This window comes from Georgenia sp. SUBG003 (genome assembly GCF_000715355.2).
GTDB lineage: Bacteria > Actinomycetota > Actinomycetes > Actinomycetales > Actinomycetaceae > Georgenia.
Map to the genome: position 1 here is coordinate 463,316 of NZ_CP180204.1, position 18,664 is coordinate 481,979.

An 18,664-nucleotide genomic window follows, 5' to 3' on the forward strand; every position below is an offset into this window, starting at 1 on the left:
AGGCCGCGATGGGCACCACCCCCGCTGACGACGCCACCTGGGCGCTGCTGCGCGACCTCGCCACCGAGGCGATGACCCGTGCCTACGTGCCCTACTCCACCTACCCCGTCGGCGCCGCCGCGCTGGTGGAGGACGGGCGCACGGTCTCGGGCTGCAACGTCGAGAACGCCGCCTACGGCGTGACGCTGTGCGCGGAGTGCGGCCTCGTCTCCGAGCTCGTGCGCTCCGGCGGCGGGCGGCTGGTGGCGTTCACCTGCGTGGACGGCGACGGCGAGCTCCTCGTCCCGTGCGGGCGGTGCCGCCAGCTGCTCTGGGAGCACGGCGGCCCCCGCCTGGAGATGCTCATGCCCTCCGGGCTGTGCACGCTCGCCGACCTCCTGCCCGAAGCCTTCGGCCCCGCACACCTGGAGAGAACGCATGAGTGAGCCCTTCGACGCCGTCGACGTCATCCGCGCCAAGCGCGACCACCAGCGGCTGACCGACGAGCAGATCGACTGGGTGATCGACGCCTACACCCGTGGGGTCGTGGCCGAGGAGCAGATGAGCGCCCTCGCCATGGCGGTCTTCCTCAACGGCATGGAGCGGGCGGAGATCGCGCGCTGGACGGACGCGATGATCCGCTCCGGCGAGCGGATGGACTTCTCGGCCCTGTCCCGCCCGACCTCGGACAAGCACTCCACCGGTGGCGTCGGCGACAAGATCACCCTGCCGCTCGCCCCGCTCGTCGCCGTCTTCGGCGTGGCGGTGCCGCAGCTGTCGGGGCGCGGTCTCGGCCACACCGGCGGCACTCTCGACAAGCTCGAGGCGATCCCCGGATGGAACGCCGCGCTGTCCAACGCCGAGGTCCTCGCCCAGCTCGAGGACGTCGCGCGGTGATCTGCGCCGCGGGGTCGGGGCTCGCGCCGGCGGACAAGAAGCTCTACGCGCTGCGCGACACCACCTCGACCGTGGAGTCGATCCCGCTCATCGCCTCGTCGATCATGAGCAAGAAGATCGCGGAGGGCACCGGCTCGCTGGTGCTGGACGTCAAGGTCGGCTCCGGCGCTTCATGAAGGAGCTCGACAGGGCGCGCGAGCTCGCCGAGACGATGGTCGCGCTGGGCTCCGACGCCGGCGTGCGGACCGTCGCCCTGCTCACGGACATGTCCACCCCGCTCGGCCTCACGGTCGGCAACGCCCTCGAGGTCCGCGAGTCCGTGGAGGTCCTCGCGGGCGGTGGGCCCTCCGACGTCGTCGAGCTCACGGTCGCCCTCGCCCGGGAGATGCTCGCCGCGGCCGGCCGGGAGGACGTCGACCCCGCCGAGGCGCTCGAGGACGGCCGGGCAATGGACGTGTGGCGCAGGATGATCGCCGCCCAGGGCGGCGATCCGGACGCCGCGCTGCCCGTCGCCGAGCACACCGAGGAGGTCCTCGCCGAGGCCGACGGCGTGCTCACCACGCTCGACGCCTACGACGTCGGCGTCGCCTCGTGGCGCCTGGGCGCCGGCCGCGCCCGCAAGGAGGACCCGGTGCAGGCTGTCGCGGGGATCGAGCTCCACGCCAAGCCGGGCGAGCGGGTGCGGGCAGGGCAGAAGCTCATGACGTTGCACACCGCCACGCCGGAGCGCTTCGAGCGGGCCAGGGAGGCCCTCGCCGGCGCCGTCGTCGTCGAGCCCGACGGCGCGGCCCAGGGACGCGGCATCGTCCTCGACCGGGTCGTCGCCGACTGACGTTCTGCTCGTCGACCCCCAGGCAGCCGGGCGAGCCACCCACGGCGTGAGCCCCGGTCGCCGAGGGCGGGCGGGTCCGGCAGCCTGAGCCGTATGACCCCTGACTGGCGTCGCCTGCACCTCGCCGCCCTCCTCGCAGCTCTCGTCCGCCCCGCGGCCGCCGAGCAGCAGGCCCGCCCCGAGGCCGGTGGAGATCTTGACGTAGGCGGCGTCGGCCACGCCCCGGGCGGCGCCCCAGCGGCTCTCCGCCAGCATGCCGAGGGTCGCGTCGTTGTCCGCGACCACCGGGACCCCCAGCGCCTCCGTCAGGCGGCCGGCGACGTCGAAGCCCGCCCAGCCGTTCAGGATCGTCCCGGCGCCGACGGTGCCGTCCGGGCCGTCGACGGGCCCGGGCAGGCCGACGCCGACGGCGACGACGTCGGAGGCGGTACGGCTCGCCTCCCGCAGGAGGCTCCGGAGGAGGTCCAGCACCGCCGCGACGGTGTGCTCACCGGTGTGCCCCACGGGCAGCGCGACCATCCCCTCCGCGACGACGTCCCGCTCGCCGACGCCGTCGCCCGCCCGCGTGGCGACCACCGCGGCGAGGTGCGAGCGCCCGATGTCGACGCCTGCGACGAGCCCCGGCGCGGGGGCCAGCGAGACGGTGCGGGAGGGCCGGCCCCGCCGGCCGCCCGTCGACGTCTGCTCGGCCGCCGCCCCGGCGGCGAGCAGGTCTGCCACGAGGCCGGAGACCGTCGTCGGCGACATCCCGAGCTCGCGCGCGATCTCGGCGCGCGAGGCGGGGACCGTCCGCGAGCAACGAGATCACTGCACGCCTGGTGCGCTCACGCGCGCGTGAGGTGGTCGTCTCTGTGCGACTCACCTGTGCCCCCTCTTAAGTCCGACGTTGGACCAAAACTGCTGGTTCACCAGCAATTAGGTGCCGAGATGGAGAAAAACTACGTGAGGCACGTGCGGGCTGTCGAGAGGCGTGGGCGCCGGCGGCGGCGCGGCGGGTCGGCGACCGCCGGCGGGCGACGTCTCACGGGGACGGGGCCCCGCGAGATGCGCGCCGTGCCGGGAGGACGGGGCACCCCCGGAGCGTGCGGTGCCCGGGACAACGCGAGCGCCGCCTAGGAGAAGACGACTGTCCGCCGGCCGTCGACCAGCACCCGGTGCTCGGCGTGCCAGCGCACGGCCCGTGCCAGCACGCGCCGCTCGACGTCCTGCCCGCGCGCGACGAGCTCGGCGACGTCGTCGGCATGGGTCACGCGCTCGACGTCCTGCTCGATGATCGGGCCCTCGTCGAGGTCGGCGGTGACGTAGTGCGCCGTCGCCCCGATCAGCTTCACCCCGCGGCCGTGGGCCTGCGCGTAGGGGCGCGCTCCCTTGAAGCTCGGCAGGAACGAGTGGTGGATGTTGATGACGTTGCCGGCCAGCTCGGTGCAGAGGTCGTCGGAGAGGATCTGCATGTACCGCGCGAGCACCACGAGCTCGACGTCCAGCTCGCGCACCAGCCGCAGCAGCTCGGCCTCCGCCGCATCCTTCGTCTCCTTCGTCACGGGCACGTGGTGGAAGGGCACCCCGTAGAAGGCGGCGATCGGCTCGAGGTCGGGGTGGTTGGCGACCACGGCGACCGGGTCGATCGGAAGCCGCTGCGAGCGCTGGCGGAACAGCAGGTCCGAGAGGCAGTGGGCCTCCTTGGACGCCATGACCAGCGTCCGCACCGGCCGGCCGACCACGTCGAGCGTGAACGTCATCGAGAACTCGTGCGCGATGGCGGTGAGCGCGTCCTCGACCTCGCGGCGCGGCGCCGTCGTCTCGACCTGCACCCGCATGAAGAACAGCCCGGTGGAGGGGTCGCCGAACTGCTGCGACTCCGTGATGTTGCCGCCGTGCTCGGCGAGCGCGCCGGAGACGGCGTGGACGATGCCCGGCCGGTCCGGGCAGGACAGCGCGAGGACGAGGTGCTCCTTCTGGGTGCTCACCGGCGGCAGGGTAGCCGCCCGGTCGCCGACGGCGGGGCGCGTTCCGGTCTGCGGGTACGGGCCACCGGCGCGGCCCGTGGATGCCAGACTGGGGGCATGGACGACGTCACGATCGACCTCATCACGGAGGACGTGGCCGGTGAGCTGCTCACCGTGCGCCGCGCCGCCTTCGTCACCGAGGCTCAGCTCTACGGGGACCCCAACCTTCCGGCGCTCACGCAGTCGCTCACGGAGCTGGTCGCGGACATCCGGAGGGCCGACGTCGTCACGCTCGGCGCGTGGATCGGTCACCGTCTCGTCGGGTCGGTCCGGGTGGAGCTGGAGGCGGAGAAGGCGACGCTCGGACGCCTCGCCGTCGTCCCGGACCTGCAGGGACGTGGGATCGGTACGCGCCTCCTCATGGCCGTCCTGCAGTACCTGCCCGAGCAGACCCAGGAGGTCTGGGTCTTCACGGGGCAGGACTCGAAGCACAACCTCGCCATGTACAACAAGGCGGGCTACGAGCACCAGTACGACCAGCACACCGGCGACCTGACCTACGCGTACCTCCGCCGCATCCTCGGTGAGGACGGACCCGACGCCGACGACGACGGCGGCCTGGCCGACCTGCCCGGACGCGACGTGAACGCCTGAGCCTGCCCCGCCGCCCGTCCCCTCGCCGGCGAGTTGGTAGTCTCGTCCGGTCGCGACTGGCGCCAGCAGGTGGGTCACCACCGGGGAGCGGCACGAGCAGGAACCCCCGAGGTCGTCCGCCTGGGCCGAGGGTCACCGAACGGAAGTGCATCCACGCACGCGCCGTGCGTGACCGACAGCGGAGGAAGCATGAGCCAGACCAAGCCCGAGACGTCCGTGGCGAACCAGTCGCTCGCCGAGCTGGACCCCGAGATCGCGGCCGTCCTCGACGGTGAGCTCGCGCGCCAGCGCGAGACGCTCGAGATGATCGCCAGCGAGAACTTCGTCCCGCGCGCCGTCCTGCAGGCGCAGGGCTCGGTGCTGACGAACAAGTACGCCGAGGGCTACCCGGGCCGCCGCTACTACGGCGGCTGCGAGCAGGTGGACATCGCCGAGAACCTTGCGATCCAGCGTGCGACGTCCCTGTTCGGCGCGGAGTACGCCAACGTCCAGCCGCACTCGGGTGCGCAGGCGAACGCTGCCGTGCTGCACGCGATCGCGTCGCCGGGCGACAAGGTGCTCGGCCTCTCGCTGGCGCACGGCGGGCACCTCACGCACGGCATGAAGATCAACTTCTCCGGCAAGCTCTACGACATCGCCGCCTACGGCGTCGACGAGCAGAGCCACCGGATCGAGATGGAGGCCGTGCGCCAGGCGGCCCTCGAGGCCCGGCCCAAGGTCATCATCGCCGGCTGGTCCGCCTACCCCCGCCAGCTCGACTTCGCGGCCTTCCGCGAGATCGCCGACGAGGTCGGCGCCTACCTGTGGACCGACATGGCGCACTTCGCGGGTCTGGTGGCCGCGGGCCTGCACCCGTCCCCGGTGCCGCACTCCGACGTCGTCTCCTCCACTGTCCACAAGACCATCGGCGGCCCCCGGTCCGGCTTCATCCTGTCCCGGGACAAGGAGACGTTCGGCAAGAAGCTCGACTCCGCCGTCTTCCCCGGCCAGCAGGGCGGGCCGCTCATGCACGTCGTCGCCGCCAAGGCCGTGGCGTTCAGGATCGCGGCCGGCGAGGAGTTCCAGGACCGCCAGCGCCGCACCCTCGAGGCGCCCGCATCATCGCCGAGCGGCTCTCCGCGCAGGACGTGCGCGACGCCGGCGTCTCCGTGCTCACCGGCGGTACGGACGTCCACCTCGTCCTCGTCGACCTGCGGAACTCCGCCCTCGACGGCCAGCAGGCCGAGGACCTCCTCCACGACGCCGGCATCACCGTCAACCGCAACGCCGTGCCGTTCGACCCCCGCCCGCCGCGCGTGACGTCCGGCCTGCGCATCGGAACGCCGGCACTGGCCACCCGTGGCTTCGGCGCCGCCGAGTTCACCGAGGTCGCCGACATCATCGCCTCCACCCTCGTCGGCGGCGCCGGCACGGACGTCGAGGCCGCGAGGGCCCGGGTGCGTGCGCTCACCGAGGCGTTCCCGCTCTACCCCCGGCCTCGAGCAGTGACCGCGCAGGTCCTGGACGGCAGGGCCACCGCGGCGACCATCAAGGCCGAGCTGGCGGAACGCGTCGCCGCGCTGAGGGAGCGGGGCGTCACGCCCGGGCTCGGCACCGTGCTGGTGGGGGAGGACCCCGGCTCCAAGGCGTACGTGGCCGGCAAGCACCGCGACTGCGCCGAGGTCGGGATCGCCTCGATCCGCGAGGACCTGCCGGCCGACGCGACGCAGGCCGAGGTCGAGGCCGCCGTCGAGCGCCTCAACGCCGACCCGGCGTGCACCGGCTACATCGTCCAGCTGCCGCTGCCGAGGGGCGTGGACACGAACGCGGTGCTCGAGCTCATCGACCCGGCCAAGGACGCCGACGGCCTGCACCCGACGAACCTCGGCCGGCTGGTGCTGCGCGTGAAGGAGGAGGTCACCTCGCCGCTTCCCTGCACGCCGCGGGCGGTGCTCGAGCTCCTCGACCGCCACGGCGTCGAGCTCGCCGGCAAGGAGGTGTGCGTCGTCGGCCGGGGCACGACGGTGGGCCGCTCCATCGGGCTCCTGCTCACCCGCAAGGACGTCAACGCCACCGTCACCCTCACGCACACCGGCACGCGCGACCTCGCCAGGCACGTGCGGGAGGCGGACGTCGTCGTGGCGGCCGCCGGCCAGGCGGGGATCATCACCGCCGAGATGGTGAAGCCGGGGGCCGTCGTGCTCGACGTCGGCGTCTCCCGGACCGTCGACCCGGTCTCCGGAAAGGCGAGGCTGCGCGGAGACGTGGCCGACGGCGTCTCCGAGGTCGCGTCCTGGCTCTCGCCCAACCCGGGCGGGGTCGGCCCGATGACGCGGGCGATGCTGCTGGCGAACGTGGTCGAGACGGCGGAGCGGCAGGCGTCGCAGGCCTGAGGCGGGAACCGCCGCGCGCCGGGGTCGCAGTGTGATCCCGTGCACGGGCGGGGAGGACCGGTGCCCGCCGCAGGCGCCGGTCCTCCCCGCAGTTCCGGCCATGCCCGCCCCGGCGGCCGGTGTCCGGCGGACAGGACGCGTCCGGGAGTGTCCGCGGGATCGGTGAGGATGGTCGGCATGAAGATCGCCACCGTCAACGTCAACGGCATCCGTGCGGCCTACCGCCGAGGCATGGGCGACTGGGTCGAGGAACGCCGGCCGGACGTCATGCTCCTGCAGGAGGTACGCGCCACGGACGACGTGCTCGAGGAGCACCTCGGCCACGGGTGGACCACCGCGCACCAGGCCAGCGACATCAAGGGCCGCGCCGGCGTGGCGGTCGCGTCGCGTCTGCCCGCCACCGCCGTGCGGGTGGGCCTCGGGGACGGTGCCGGTGAGGAGCCCGTGGACACCGGGCGCTGGGTCGAGATGGACCTCGACGTCCCGGGGGCCGGCCGGCCGCTGACCGCGGTGTCCGTCTACATCCACTCCGGCACCGCCAGGACCCCGAAGATGGACCTGAAGTACGCGCACCTCGAGAAGGTGACGAAGCGGCTGGGCGAGCTCGCCGCCCAGGCCCGCGACGGCGAGCGCGACGTCGTCGTCGGCGGCGACCTCAACATCGTCCACACGGAGCTCGACCTGAAGAACTGGAAGAGCAACCACAACAAGGTCTCCGGCGTGCTGGACGAGGAGATCGCCTACCTCGACAAGTGGTTCGCCGACGGCTGGGTCGACGTCGCCCGGAAGGTCGCGGGCGAGCAGCCCGGGCCTTACACGTGGTGGTCCTGGCGCGGCAAGGCCTTCGACAACGACTCCGGGTGGCGGATCGACTACCAGCTCGCCACCCCCGAGCTCGCCGGAAGGGTGGCCGACGCCGTCGTGGACCGGGCGCCGTCCTACGACCGGCGCTTCTCCGACCACGCGCCGATGGTCGCCACGTACGACTTCTGAGCGCCGCCGCCGCGGCTCGACGTCGCCGGCGGCCCGGCACAGCGGCCCCGTCCTCGAACCGGGCCTGACGGGACGAAGGCACCCTTGCGTGTAAGGTCGCCCCTGACAGTGCGTCAGGGGTGGCCTGACGTCGCGCGCTGGAGGGAGCCGGCATGGCACAGACCGGGGAGCAGACGCTGCACTGCTCGTTCTGCGGGAAGCCCGAGCGGGAGGTCGCGAAGATCATCGCCGGCCCGGGCGTCTACATCTGCGACGTCTGCGTCGCCCTGTGCCAGGACATTCTTGCGGGAGCGTCGAGGTCCGCGCAGGCCGCGGCGGGGGACGAGCCCCTTGCTGCGGACGAGGGTGGCGCGCCACGCCTGAGGGTGTGGGACGACCTCGGCGAGGACGAGCTGCTGGCGCTGCTGCCCCGCATGTCCACGGCGTCGGGCCAGGTGGAGAGCGGCCTGCACGAGTGCGTGGCCCGGCTCCGGGACCTCGGCGTCACCTGGTCGCGGATCGGCGAGGCGCTGGGGATCACCAGGCAGTCCGCGTGGGGCCGCTTCTCGGGCGAGGACTGACCAGGTCAGCGGCGCGCCCGCTGCGCGCAGTCCACGCACAGCGTCGCGGTGGGCCGGGCGGCGAGCCGCGCCGGGGCGATCGGCCGGCCGCAGCTCTGGCACGTGCCGTACGTGCCGTCCGCCAGCCGCTCGAGGGCGGCGTCGACGTCGTCCAGCGTGCGCTGCGCGCTGACGGTCAGCGCCACGACCTGCGCCCGCTCGAACCCGATGGTGGCGCCCTCCGGGTCGTGCTCGTCGTCGGCGTTGGTGTCCTCGCTCGCCGCGACGACCTCCTCGAACGTCCCGCCCAGCGCCGCCAGGCGCGCCTCGGTGGTGGCGCGCAGCGCGAGGAGGCGCTCCCGGGCCGACCCGTCGGCCTCCGCTCCGCCGGTCATGGGGGCACCGTACTCCGGGCGGCCACGCCGCGGGGCCGGACTCAGCCCGAGACCCGGCCCGCGGCGGGCGACGCGGTCGCGCGGAGGAACCCCGGTGCGGCCAGGCCGGCCTCCTCGAACGCGGTGGCGACGGCGGACATGACGGTCCCCGACAGGTCGCCGTCCACGAGGGCGATCGACGACCCGCCGAAGCCGCCGCCGGTCATCCGGGCCCCGTGCGCCCCGGCGCCCCGCGCGGCGGCCACGGCCAGGTCGAGCTCGGGGCTGGAGACCTCGTAGTCGTCGCGCAGCGACTCGTGGGAGGCGTCGAGCGCCTCCGCCACCCGGTTCAGGGACCCGCCGCGCAGCGGGCCGTCGGGGTCGTCGCGCAGCCGCGCGACCAGGAACCGGACGCGCTCGATCTCGGTGACCACGTGCCGCACCCGGGCGCGCTCCTCGCCGTCCGGGAGCCCCGCCAGGATCTCGTCGAGCGCGCTGCCGCCGCCCATGACGGCGTCCGCGACCGCGCGCAGGTCGGGCACGCCGAGCCGGCGCGCCGCCTGCTCGCACACCTCGCGCCGCCGCGCGTACTGGCCGTCCACCAGCCGGTGCTCCGCGCGGGTGTCCGTGACGAGGAGCTCCAGGCCGGAGGCCGCCAGGTCCAGCGGCACGTGCTCGACCTGTCCGTCGCGGCAGTCGAGCAGCAGCGCGTGCCCCGCCCGGGAGCGCAGGGCGGCCGCCTGGTCCATCCCCGCCGGCCACGACGACGGCGACGGCGGTGCCGACGACGACGACGACGACGGCGACGGCGACGGCGACGGCGACGGCGACGGCGAGCGTGTCGAGGCGGCGTATCTGGAAGGGTACGGGCCGATCACCCCCGACCTCGCGCGGGCGCTGGCCGCCGGCGGGACCTGGCGCCGGCTCGTCACCGACCCGGTCACGGGCGTCGTCACCCACCTCGGCCGCAGCCTCTACCGACCCCCCCGCCGCCCTCCAGGACCTCGTCCGCGCCCGCGACGTCACCTGCGTGCGCCCCGCCTGCACCCACCCCGCCCGCCGCGCCCAGATCGACCACACCAAGGCCTGGTCCGCCGGCGGGACCACCGACATCGACCAGCTCGGCTCGATGTGCAAGCGCGACCACACCACCAAGACCGTCGGCGCCTTCGCCGTCACCCAGCCCGAGCCCGGCATCTTCGTCTGGACCACCCCCTCCGGACACACCTACCGCCGCGAACGCAACGGCACCACCACGCTCCTCGCCATCCGCCCGCCGCAGCACGGCACACCCGAACCCCTCCACGACGACGACCCGCCGCCCTTCTGACCCCCCGCGCCAGGCGCGGCGGCCCGCAGCCCACCCGCCAGGTGCCCGCGGCCCGCGGCTCACGCACCAGGTGCCCGCGGCCCGCAGCTCCTCCTCCGCCAGTCCACGGGTCCGCAGCCCGAGCCCCGCGAGCCCGAGTCCGTACAGCGGCGACCGACCGAGCAGCGGCGACCGACCGAGCAACGACGACCGACCGAGCAACGACGACCAGCCGGAACAGGCCCACCGGCCGGGCAAATGCACGACACACGACGAAAAAGGCGAAGGGCCCCCGGATCCCCGGGGCCCTTCGGCTAACTGCAACGATTCGCGGCGACACGCTGTGGCGAGCTCAGTCCTTCGCCGCTCCGTGTCGGAACATGTCCTCCTCCGGTGGGCGGATCAACGAGGCCGCACCGTCGCCGTCGTCCAGGGTCACCAGATGGCTCATCCCGCGCACGACGGCCACGGGCCGGCCGGACACTTTCCCCTTCACCAGCTCGGCGGCTGAGGCAATCTCGTCGGCCACCCCGATGACTGTGGTGCGGAGCTCGCGGCCGTAGGCGTCGGAACTGCCGCGCATGTCCGAGAGGACGTCGACGCCCGCGGCCCCGATCGCCATGTCGACCACACCACGCCGCCACGGGCGCCCCCGCCGTGTCGGTCACCACGACGCCGGGGCGGACACCGGTGCGCGCGTGGAGCCCGCGGCGGAGCCGGCGCGCGGAGGCGTCGGGGTCCTCGGGCAGCAGGAGGGCTGTCCCCTGCGGGACGTCGGAGCTGTCGACGCCGGCGGCAGCCATCACGAGGCCGAGCTTGTTCTCGACGATGCGCAACGTCGTTCCGTCGGGCCGCGCGCGTTCGGCGACGACGCGGACCGTCTCGCCCGCGATCACCGCCTCCCGCGCGGCGTCGTCACGCGCGGCGACCAGCCGCCCCTCGGACTTCGACACGATCTTCGAGGAGACGACGACGATGTCGCCCTCCGAGAGCCCGGTCGACCCGTCCGGCCACGAGAGCCGCTCGAGCACGGGAACGAGGATCGCGGCGAGGTCGTCGCCCCGGGTGATGGTCGGAACGCCGTCGGGCGCCTGGGCCAGCAGCATGTGGCCGGCGCTCATCGGGCAAGCTTCGGCAGCACGTCGCGGCCGAAGACCTCGAGCCACTCGCGCTGGTTCCGGCCGACGTTGTGCAGGTAGATACGGTCGAAGCCGAGGTCGACGTAGCGCTGGATCTCTGCCCGGTGGGCGTCCGGGTCGGCGGAGATCACCATGCGGCCGGCGAAGTCCTCCTCGCGCACGAGCTTGGCCATCGCGGCGAAGTCGAAGGGTGAGCGGATGTCCGCCTTCGGGAACTTCATCCCCCCGTTGGGCCACTGGTCCATCGCGTTCGCGAGCGCCTCCTCGTCCGTCGGGGCCCAAGACAGGTGCAGCTGCAGAACCCTCGGCATCGCGTCGGCGTCCTTGCCCGCCTCCTTCGCTCCCGCAGCGAACTTCTCGAACAGCCCGCCGATCTTCTCCAGCGGTGCACCCACGGTGATCAGTCCGTCGGCGTGCTTCCCGGCCCGCTTCGCCGTCACCGGGCCTCCGGTGGCCACCAGGATGGGCGGTGCCTCCTCGGGCATCGACCACAGCCGCGTGGACTCGAGCTTGTAGAACGTGCCCGAGTGCTTGGTGTCCTTCCCGGCGAGCGAGTTGGTGAACAGCTTGCGGATGATCTCGATCGCCTCGAACATCCGGTTGATCCGCTCGGGCGCCTCCGGCCAGTACCCGGCGACGATGTGCTCGTTCAGCGCCTCACCGGAACCCAGCCCGAGCCAGTGCCGGCCCGGGTACATCGCCGCGAGCGTCGCGGACGCCTGGGCGACCATGGCCGGGTGCCACCTGAACGTCGGCGCCGTCACCCCGGGTCCGACGTCCCCCCCGTGTGCGCTCTGCCACCGCGGTCAGCACGTTCCACACGAAGCCGGCCTGCCCCTGCGTGGGCGTCCACGGCTGGAAGTGGTCGGCCGCCATCACCCCCGAGAACCCGTGCTCCTCGGCGAGGGCCGAGTACTCCACGGCCTCCATGGGCGCGAACTGCTCGAGGGCTGCTGCGTAACCGATCGTCAGACTCATGGGGCCATCTTGGCAGGCCGGCTCGTGCTCACCTGCCGGCGGTCAGCCCTGGGGCGGCTCGTCCTCGCCGGCCTCCTCCTTGGCGTCCGCCTCCTCCTTGGTGGCGTGCACGGCCCCCTCCGCGTGGTGCGCCGGGCCGTAGATCGTGTACAGGACGAGGGGGCTCGGGCCCACGTTCACGAAGTTGTGCCTCGTGCCGGCCGGCACCGCGACGATGTCCCCGGCGGCGACGAACTGCTCCTCGCCCTCGATCACTGCCTTGCCGGACCCGGACACGAAGCTGAGGATCTGGTCGTTGTCCGGGTGCGTCTCCTCGCCGATCTCACCCCCCGGGCTGGATGGTCATGATGACGAGCTGGCTGTGCTCCCCCCGTCCAGAGCACGCGCCGGAAGTCCTGGGACACCTCAGGCTCGACCTCGCGGGACCAGTGGTGGATCGTCATGCGTCTCCTCCTCGATCGTGGTGCTGTGCGGCGTCGTCCCACCTTCTCGCAGGGCCGCCTCGGCCGCAGCCGGAGCAGCAGGGACGACGGCGGAGCTCGCCGGGAGGCAGGTGGTAGCAAGCACCGGGACGACGGCGGAGCCCGACGTCGAGAGAGGCGACGGCGAGCTCACGCCGGGACGGCGGCCGACCTGTCGGCGTCGTCGAGCGACCCGGTTGCGGTCGTCGTGAAGAAGACGTTCAGGCTGCGGACGCCTGGGCCGAGGAGACCTCGTCGGCGAAGGCTCGCACCTTCTCCTCCCAGCCGTCCTCGAGCGGACCCTTCAGGTCGGTGACCTTGACGGTGCCCTCCGCGACCTCCACGCCCTTGCCCTCGAGCAGCTTCCGCATGATCGGCATCACCTGCTGCCATCGCTCGAGCTTCTCCGGATCGGGCATCTGCCCGTTCTTGTCCGGCTTCACGGCCGCCTCGGTGGTGAGGATCGCGTACCGGGCTCCCGGCTGGAGCCGCACGCGCCTGACGAAGCTGCGCGCGGTGCGGCGGGGCTTGCCCATGAACCCGGGCGCGCTGAAGACGTACACGTCGGCCGCGGGCACGTTCTTCGGGTCGGAGTCGCGCATGCGGCGGACGTCGACCGTGATGCCCCTCGCGGCCATGATGTCCGCGAACCTGGCCGCGACCGCGGCGCCGTTGCCGAACCGGGACGCGTGGTAGTAGACGACGTTCATGGCAGGTCCTCCCTGACCTCGCGCGTGGCGCTCCAGGGGCGGAGCGCGCTCCGCGACCTTCCCTACCAGCAGAACGCGCCGCGAGGACGAGCGGAAGGGACCAGGGTCCCGGGCCGGGCCGGGCCGGTGGTCCGGATCCACCAGCGGCGGGCGGCCGGCAGGGCGTCCCGGGCGCCGCGTAGGAGCCGAGCGGCCGGTCAGAGGTAGGCGTCGACGAGCCGCCGGGCCACGTTCGCGGAGTCCACCAGCGGGTGCATGCCGAACGCCAGCCACGCGGTCTCCGGCGAGCGCGTCCGCGCCGCCTCGATGACGAGCCGCTCGCACGCCTTCACCGCCTGGACGCGGGCGTGCATCGCCGGCTCCAGGGGGCGTACGACCGGCAACGGGTGCACGCCCTCGCCGTCGACGCGCACCGGCACCTCGACCACCGCGTCGGCCGGCAGCCCCACGACGAGCGGTGCGCCGTCGGCGCCGGTGTTGGCGACGTCGAGGATCATGCGGTGCTCCTCGCCGCCGAGCAGGGCGGCCATGAGGTCGACGGCCACCTCGTGGTACCCGCCGCCGAGGTCCTCCTCCGTCCGCTCCCCCGCCTGCTGGGTCTCGCGCTCGGTAGCCATGTAGGTGGCCTCCCGCTCGGCGAGCGTGGCCCGCCACAGCTCGCCCGCCCGCCCCGGCTCGGCGGCGGCCGCCTCGTAGAACCGCGCCTGCTGGGCCAGCAGGAACTCCCCGCGCGTGGACTCCTGCGCCGCGATCCCAGCGACGGCCTCACGCGTGAAGTCGTAGTAGTACAGGTACTCGTTGGGCACGGCGCCGAGCGCCCGCAGCCAGCCGGCCCCCCATGAGCCTGGCCTCCTCCAGGCCCGCGAGCGCGGCGTCGTCGGCGAGCAGGCCCGGCAGCAGGTCCTCGCCGCCCACCCGGATGCCGCGCAGCCAGCCGAGGTGGTTCAGTCCGGCGTAGTCGATCTCCGCCTCGCCGCGGTCGAAGGCCCGAGCGTCGAGCCCGACGGCCCGCAGGGCACGCCGCACCAGCGAGATCGGGGTGTCGCAGATGCCGACCACCCTGTCCCCCAGCCTTGCCCGCATCGCCTCGGTGACGATCGACGCCGGGTTCGTGAAGCTGATCGTCCACGCCCGGGGCGCGAGCTCGGCGATCCGGGCGGCGATCCGGTCCACCTCGGGGACCGTGCGGAGCGCGTAGGCGAGCCCGCCGGGCCCCACGGTCTCCTGACCGAGCAGCCCCTCGCCGAGCGCCACGCGCTCGTCCCTCGTGCGCCCGGCGGTCCCTCCGACACGTACCGCGGAGAAGATGACGTCGGCGCCGGTGAGGGCCTCGTCGAGGTCCGTCGTCGCCCGCACCCGCGGAACCTGCCGCCCCGCCGGGGCCGAGCTGTCCCGGCCGGCCTGCGCCAGGACCTCCGCCATGACCGCGAGCCTGCCTGGGTCGTCGTCGAGCAGGACGACCTCGTCCACCCGGACCCGGTCCCGCGCGGCCGCGACCGCCTCGTACACCAGCGGTACGCGGAACCCGCCGCCGCCGAGGATCGTCAGAATCACCTGGCCCACGCTAGCGGGATGGCAGGATCGTAGGCACCATGACCCCCCGACGCCTCAGATCCCCTCGACCTGCTGGTCACCGGCCCGGTGTTCTTCGACCTCATCTTCACCGGCATGCCGGGCGGCCCGGTCCCGGGCACCGAGGTCTGGGCCGAGGGCATGGGCAGCGCGCCCGGAGGCATCGCGAACCTCGCCATCGCCGCCGCCCGGCTCGGTCTGCGCACGGGCCTCGCCTCCGGCTTCGGCGACGACGCGTACGCCGACTGGCTCTGGACCGTGCTGTCGCAGCAGGAGGGTGTGGACCTCACGGCCGCACGCCGGTACCGGCACTGGCACACCTCGGTCACCGTCTCGCTCGCGCTCGACGGAGATCGCGCCATGGTCAGCCACGGCCATCCCGACCCCGAGCCCGCCGGCACCCTCGCCGCCGCCGCTCCCCCGGCCCGCGCCGTGGTCGCCGACATCACGCAGCCCGGGGACGGCGATGCGCCCTGGTGGCGTGCCCCCGCCGCCTCGGGCTCGCTGGTCTTCGCCGACGGCGGGTGGGACCCGACGCAGAACTGGGACCCGGCGCGCCTCGCCACGCTGGACGGCTGTCACGCGTTCACGCCCAACGCGGTCGAGGCCATGGCGTACACGCGGACGGACACCCCCGCCCGGCGCCGCGCGCGCCTCGCGGAGCACGTCCCCCTCGTGGTGGTCACGCGCGGGGCGGAGGGCGCGCTCGCCGTCGACTCCGCGACCGGCGCGCAGGTCGAGGTCCCACCGCTGCGGGTCCGGGCCCTCGACGCCACGGGCGCCGGTGACGTGTTCGCCGCCGCGCTCATCGGTGCCACCCTGCAGGGCTGGGAGCTCGAGCGGCGACTCCGCTTCGCCGTCCTGTGCTCGGCCCTGGCGGTGCAGCACTTCGGCGGGTCGCTCGCCGCTCCCGGGTGGGGCGACATCGCCGACTGGTGGGACGCCACGGTCGCGGCCGCCCGCACCGGCGACCGAGCCGCCCGGGAGACCGCCGACAGCTACGAGTTCCTCGAGGACGTCCTGCCCGGGCACGCCCTCGCCCGGGTCCGGCGTGCCGAGGCGACCATCGCCCGCTTCTCCGACGCGATGCCCGACACCGCCGCCCCCGCCCCCGCCCCGACGGTGAGGCCGGCCGGCTGAGCGGGACCGGGTAGGCGGAGCGTGACGACGGCCACGTCCGCCGTCGTGGAAGAATCGGTCACCATGAGCGATGCATCCCTGGCCCCCTCCGTCGACGTCGAGACCTTCCCCCCCGCCGTCGGTACCGGAGAAGGTCAGCCTCGACGGGATCGAGGACCGCTGGAACGAGGCGTGGACGCGCGAGGGCACCTACGCCTTCGACCGCAGCGCCACCCGCGAGCAGGTGTACTCCATCGACACCCCGCCACCCACCGTCTCCGGCTCGCTCCACGTCGGGCACGTCTTCAGCTACACCCACACCGACGTCGTCGCGCGCTACCAGCGCATGCGCGGCAAGGCCGTCTTCTACCCCATGGGCTGGGACGACAACGGCCTGCCCACGGAACGCCGCGTGCAGAACTACTTCGGCGTGCGCTGCGACCCGTCGCTGCCCTACGAGCCCGGCTTCACCCCGCCGCACACCGGCGGGGAGGGCAAGTCGGTCAAGGCCGCGGACCAGGTGCCCGTCAGCCGCCGCAACTTCGTCGAGCTGTGCGAGCGGCTCACCGCCGAGGACGAGCAGCAGTTCGAGGCGCTGTGGCGCCACCTCGGCCTCTCCGTCGACTGGAAGCAGCACTACCAGACCATCGGCAGCGACGCCCGGCTCGTGGCCCAGGCCGCCTTCCTGCGCAACCTCGCCCGCGGCGAGGCCTACCAGGCCCAGGCCCCGGGGCTGTGGGACGTCACGTTCCAGACCGCCGTCGCGCAGGCCGAGCTCGAGGCCCGCGACTACCCGGGGCACTACCACAAGGTCGCCTTCCACCGGCCGGACGGCTCCCCGGTCCACATCGAGACCACCCGGCCCGAGCTGCTGCCCGCGTGCGTCGCGCTGATCGCCCACCCTGACGACGAGCGCTACCAGGACCTCTTCGGCACCACGGTCACCTCGCCGATCTTCGGGGTCGAGCTGCCCGTCCTCGCCCACCCGGCCGCGGAGATGGACAAGGGCGCCGGCATCGCGATGTGCTGCACCTTCGGCGACCTCACCGACGTGCAGTGGTGGCGCGAGCTCGACCTGCCCACGCGCCCCGTCCTGGGCCGCAACGGCCGCATCCTCGCCGAGACCCCGGAGTGGATCACGGACGACGGCGGACGCGCCGCCTACGCCGAGATGGCCGGGAAGACGACGTTCTCGGCGCGCACCGCCGTCGTGGACGCGCTCCGGACCTCCGGCGACCTCGTCGGCGACCCGGTCCCCACCCAGCGCAAGACCAACTTCTTCGAGAAGGGCGACAAGCCCCTCGAGATCGTCACCTCGCGGCAGTGGTACATCCGCAACGGCGGGCGCCCGCACACCGAGGCCGACGGCAGGGAGCTGCGCGAGAACCTGATCGCGCGCGGCAAGGAGCTCGACTTCCACCCCGACTTCATGCGGGTGCGCTACGAAAACTGGGTGAACGGTCTCAACAGCGACTGGCTCATCTCCCGCCAGCGCTTCTTCGGCGTCCCGATCCCCGTCTGGTACGCCGTCGGGGCCGACGGCGAGCCCGACCACGACCGCGTGCTCACCCCCGACGAGGCCCAGCTCCCCGTCGACCCGAGCATCGACGTCCCCGCCGGCTACACCGAGGACCAGCGCGGCGCCGCCGGCGGGTTCGTCGGCGAGGTGGACATCATGGACACCTGGGCGACGTCGTCGCTCTCCCCGCAGATCGCCGGCGGGTGGCTGCGCGACCAGGACCTGTTCGAGCGTGTCTACCCGATGGACCTGCGCCCGCAGGGCCAGGACATCATCCGCACGTGGCTGTTCTCCACCGTGGTGCGCGCGCACCTCGAGTTCGGGGAGCTGCCGTGGCGTCACGCCGCCATCTCGGGCTGGATCCTCGACCCGGACCGCAAGAAGATGTCCAAGTCCAAGGGCAACGTGGTCACGCCCATGGGCCTGCTCGAGGAGCACGGCTCCGACGCCGTGCGCTACTGGGCGGCCTCGGCCCGCCTGGGCACGGACGCGGCCTTCGAGATCGGGCAGATGAAGATCGGCCGCCGGCTGGCCATCAAGGTCCTCAACGCCTCCCGGTTCGCGCTGACGATGGGCGGTGAGGCCGACCTGGTCCTCGACCCGGCGGCCGTCACCGCGCCCGTCGACCGCGCGATGCTCGCCGGCCTGGCCGACGTCGTCGACACGGCCACCGCGGCCCTCGAGGCGTACGACCACACCCGCGCCCTGGAGACCACCGAGACGTTCTTCTGGACGTTCTGCGACGACTACCTCGAGCTCGTCAAGGACCGCGCGTACAACCGCGACGGCGCCGTGGGCGCGGCGGAGGCGGCCTCGGCCCGCGCCGCGCTCGCGATCGCCGTCGACACGATGCTGCGCCTGTTCGCCCCTGTGCTGCCGTTCGCCACCGAGGAGGTGTGGAGCTGGTACCGCACCGGCTCGGTGCACCGGGCGCCGTGGCCGACGTCGGCCCCGCTGCGCGCCGCCGCGGCCGACGGCGACCCCGCCCTGATCGGTGCGACCGGCACCGCGCTGGCGGCTCTGCGCAAGGTCAAGTCGGAGGCGAAGGTCTCCCAGCGCACCACGTTCGCGCGGGTGCGCCTGCAGCTGCCCGCGGAGTCGGTCGCACTGGTCCAGCAGGCCCTCGCCGACCTGCGCGCGGCCGGCCGGGTGCGCGGCGACCTGGAGATCCTCGGGGCGCCCGCCGGGGACGCTGCCGCCGTCGTCGACCACGAGCTCGACGAGCCCGAACCGCGTCGCTGACGCCACGAACGCGTCACGTACGCACGGAA

16 protein-coding genes, 5 pseudogenes and 1 riboswitch are annotated in these 18,664 nt (G+C 73.6%); of the genes and pseudogenes, 10 read left to right on the forward strand and 11 right to left on the reverse strand.

Features of this window, described 5'->3' with window-relative positions:
• Positions 1-8 precede the first annotated feature (8 nt).
• Both DA06_RS02065 and DA06_RS02070 read left to right on the forward strand, forming a co-directional pair.
• Positions 9-425, forward strand: a complete 417-nt coding sequence (locus tag DA06_RS02065) for a cytidine deaminase (RefSeq protein WP_043496910.1) — start codon at positions 9-11, stop codon at positions 423-425.
• Positions 418-1,708 (forward strand): annotated as a pseudogene (locus tag DA06_RS02070) (thymidine phosphorylase). Before DA06_RS02065 ends, DA06_RS02070 begins: the two are co-directional and overlap by 8 nt.
• A gap of 213 nt (positions 1,709-1,921) precedes the next feature.
• Here DA06_RS02070 and DA06_RS02075 read toward each other — a convergent pair.
• Positions 1,922-2,455 (reverse strand): annotated as a pseudogene (locus DA06_RS02075) (ROK family protein); the annotation flags it as partial.
• Between the two features lie 365 nt (positions 2,456-2,820).
• The gene (gene purU, locus DA06_RS02080; protein WP_043496923.1) at positions 2,821-3,684 is read right to left on the reverse strand and encodes a formyltetrahydrofolate deformylase; all 864 of its coding nucleotides are present in this window, start codon (positions 3,682-3,684) and stop codon (positions 2,821-2,823) included.
• Positions 3,685-3,771: 87 nt separating this feature from the next.
• Between purU and DA06_RS02085 the strand changes: the two genes are divergently transcribed.
• From DA06_RS02085 to DA06_RS02105, 5 genes and pseudogenes are all read left to right on the forward strand, one after another.
• Positions 3,772-4,308 carry a GNAT family N-acetyltransferase gene (locus tag DA06_RS02085; RefSeq protein ID WP_052436260.1) on the forward strand — a complete coding sequence of 179 codons (537 nt, stop codon included), beginning with the start codon at positions 3,772-3,774 and terminating at the stop codon, positions 4,306-4,308.
• A 42-nt stretch (positions 4,309-4,350) separates the two neighbouring features.
• Positions 4,351-4,441: riboswitch (ZMP/ZTP riboswitch) on the forward strand.
• Between the two features lie 56 nt (positions 4,442-4,497).
• Positions 4,498-5,780 (forward strand): annotated as a pseudogene (glyA, locus tag DA06_RS02090) (serine hydroxymethyltransferase); the annotation flags it as partial.
• 12 nt (positions 5,781-5,792) lie between these two features.
• Positions 5,793-6,680, forward strand: coding sequence for a bifunctional methylenetetrahydrofolate dehydrogenase/methenyltetrahydrofolate cyclohydrolase (locus tag DA06_RS02095; RefSeq protein ID WP_043496927.1), 888 nt, complete (start codon positions 5,793-5,795; stop codon positions 6,678-6,680).
• A 177-nt stretch (positions 6,681-6,857) separates the two neighbouring features.
• Positions 6,858-7,673 (forward strand): exodeoxyribonuclease III, encoded by an 816-nt coding sequence (locus tag DA06_RS02100; protein WP_043496929.1) that lies wholly within the window; start codon positions 6,858-6,860, stop codon positions 7,671-7,673.
• Positions 7,674-7,825: 152 nt separating this feature from the next.
• Positions 7,826-8,233: a ClpX C4-type zinc finger protein gene (locus tag DA06_RS02105; protein ID WP_043496915.1), complete on the forward strand. Its 408-nt coding sequence runs from the start codon at positions 7,826-7,828 to the stop codon at positions 8,231-8,233.
• A gap of 5 nt (positions 8,234-8,238) precedes the next feature.
• Here DA06_RS02105 and DA06_RS02110 read toward each other — a convergent pair whose 3' ends face one another.
• Together DA06_RS02110 and DA06_RS02115 are read right to left on the reverse strand one after the other, a co-directional pair.
• On the reverse strand, positions 8,239-8,607 hold the full coding sequence (locus DA06_RS02110; protein ID WP_043496918.1) for a TraR/DksA family transcriptional regulator: 369 nt from the start codon (positions 8,605-8,607) through the stop codon (positions 8,239-8,241).
• 41 nt (positions 8,608-8,648) lie between these two features.
• Positions 8,649-9,335: a galactokinase gene (locus tag DA06_RS02115; protein WP_043496920.1), complete on the reverse strand. Its 687-nt coding sequence runs from the start codon at positions 9,333-9,335 to the stop codon at positions 8,649-8,651.
• A gap of 29 nt (positions 9,336-9,364) precedes the next feature.
• Here DA06_RS02115 and DA06_RS02120 point away from each other — a divergent pair, with 29 nt between their 5' ends.
• Positions 9,365-9,916, forward strand: a complete 552-nt coding sequence (locus DA06_RS02120; RefSeq protein ID WP_418606782.1) for an HNH endonuclease signature motif containing protein — start codon at positions 9,365-9,367, stop codon at positions 9,914-9,916.
• A 331-nt stretch (positions 9,917-10,247) separates the two neighbouring features.
• Here the strand turns inward: DA06_RS02120 and DA06_RS02125 are convergent, their stop codons facing one another.
• The 7 genes and pseudogenes from DA06_RS02125 to DA06_RS02155 form a co-directional block, all read right to left on the reverse strand.
• Positions 10,248-10,517 (reverse strand): coenzyme F420-0:L-glutamate ligase, encoded by a 270-nt coding sequence (locus DA06_RS02125; protein WP_418607840.1) that lies wholly within the window; start codon positions 10,515-10,517, stop codon positions 10,248-10,250.
• Between the two features lie 79 nt (positions 10,518-10,596).
• A pseudogene (locus DA06_RS02130) lies at positions 10,597-11,016 on the reverse strand (coenzyme F420-0:L-glutamate ligase); the annotation flags it as partial.
• Positions 11,013-12,012 (reverse strand): annotated as a pseudogene (locus DA06_RS02135) (TIGR03557 family F420-dependent LLM class oxidoreductase). The pseudogenes DA06_RS02130 and DA06_RS02135, both read right to left, overlap by 4 nt.
• Before the next feature lie 42 nt (positions 12,013-12,054).
• Positions 12,055-12,288 (reverse strand): cupin domain-containing protein, encoded by a 234-nt coding sequence (locus DA06_RS02140; RefSeq protein WP_418606783.1) that lies wholly within the window; start codon positions 12,286-12,288, stop codon positions 12,055-12,057.
• A gap of 406 nt (positions 12,289-12,694) precedes the next feature.
• Positions 12,695-13,183: a flavodoxin family protein gene (locus DA06_RS02145; RefSeq protein WP_043496936.1), complete on the reverse strand. Its 489-nt coding sequence runs from the start codon at positions 13,181-13,183 to the stop codon at positions 12,695-12,697.
• Between the two features lie 197 nt (positions 13,184-13,380).
• Positions 13,381-13,989, reverse strand: a complete 609-nt coding sequence (locus tag DA06_RS02150) for a hypothetical protein (protein WP_418606784.1) — start codon at positions 13,987-13,989, stop codon at positions 13,381-13,383.
• Positions 13,949-14,737, reverse strand: coding sequence for a hypothetical protein (locus DA06_RS02155; protein WP_418606785.1), 789 nt, complete (start codon positions 14,735-14,737; stop codon positions 13,949-13,951). Before DA06_RS02155 ends, DA06_RS02150 begins: the two co-directional genes overlap by 41 nt.
• A gap of 87 nt (positions 14,738-14,824) precedes the next feature.
• On the opposite strand from DA06_RS02155, the gene DA06_RS02160 reads away from it, so the two are divergent.
• Together DA06_RS02160 and valS are read left to right on the forward strand one after the other, a co-directional pair.
• Complete coding sequence (locus tag DA06_RS02160) at positions 14,825-15,895, forward strand: PfkB family carbohydrate kinase (protein ID WP_418606786.1); 1,071 nt, start codon at positions 14,825-14,827, stop codon at positions 15,893-15,895.
• Positions 15,896-15,965: 70 nt separating this feature from the next.
• Complete coding sequence (gene valS / locus DA06_RS02165) at positions 15,966-18,635, forward strand: valine--tRNA ligase (RefSeq protein WP_043496938.1); 2,670 nt, start codon at positions 15,966-15,968, stop codon at positions 18,633-18,635.
• Positions 18,636-18,664: the final 29 nt, after the last annotated feature.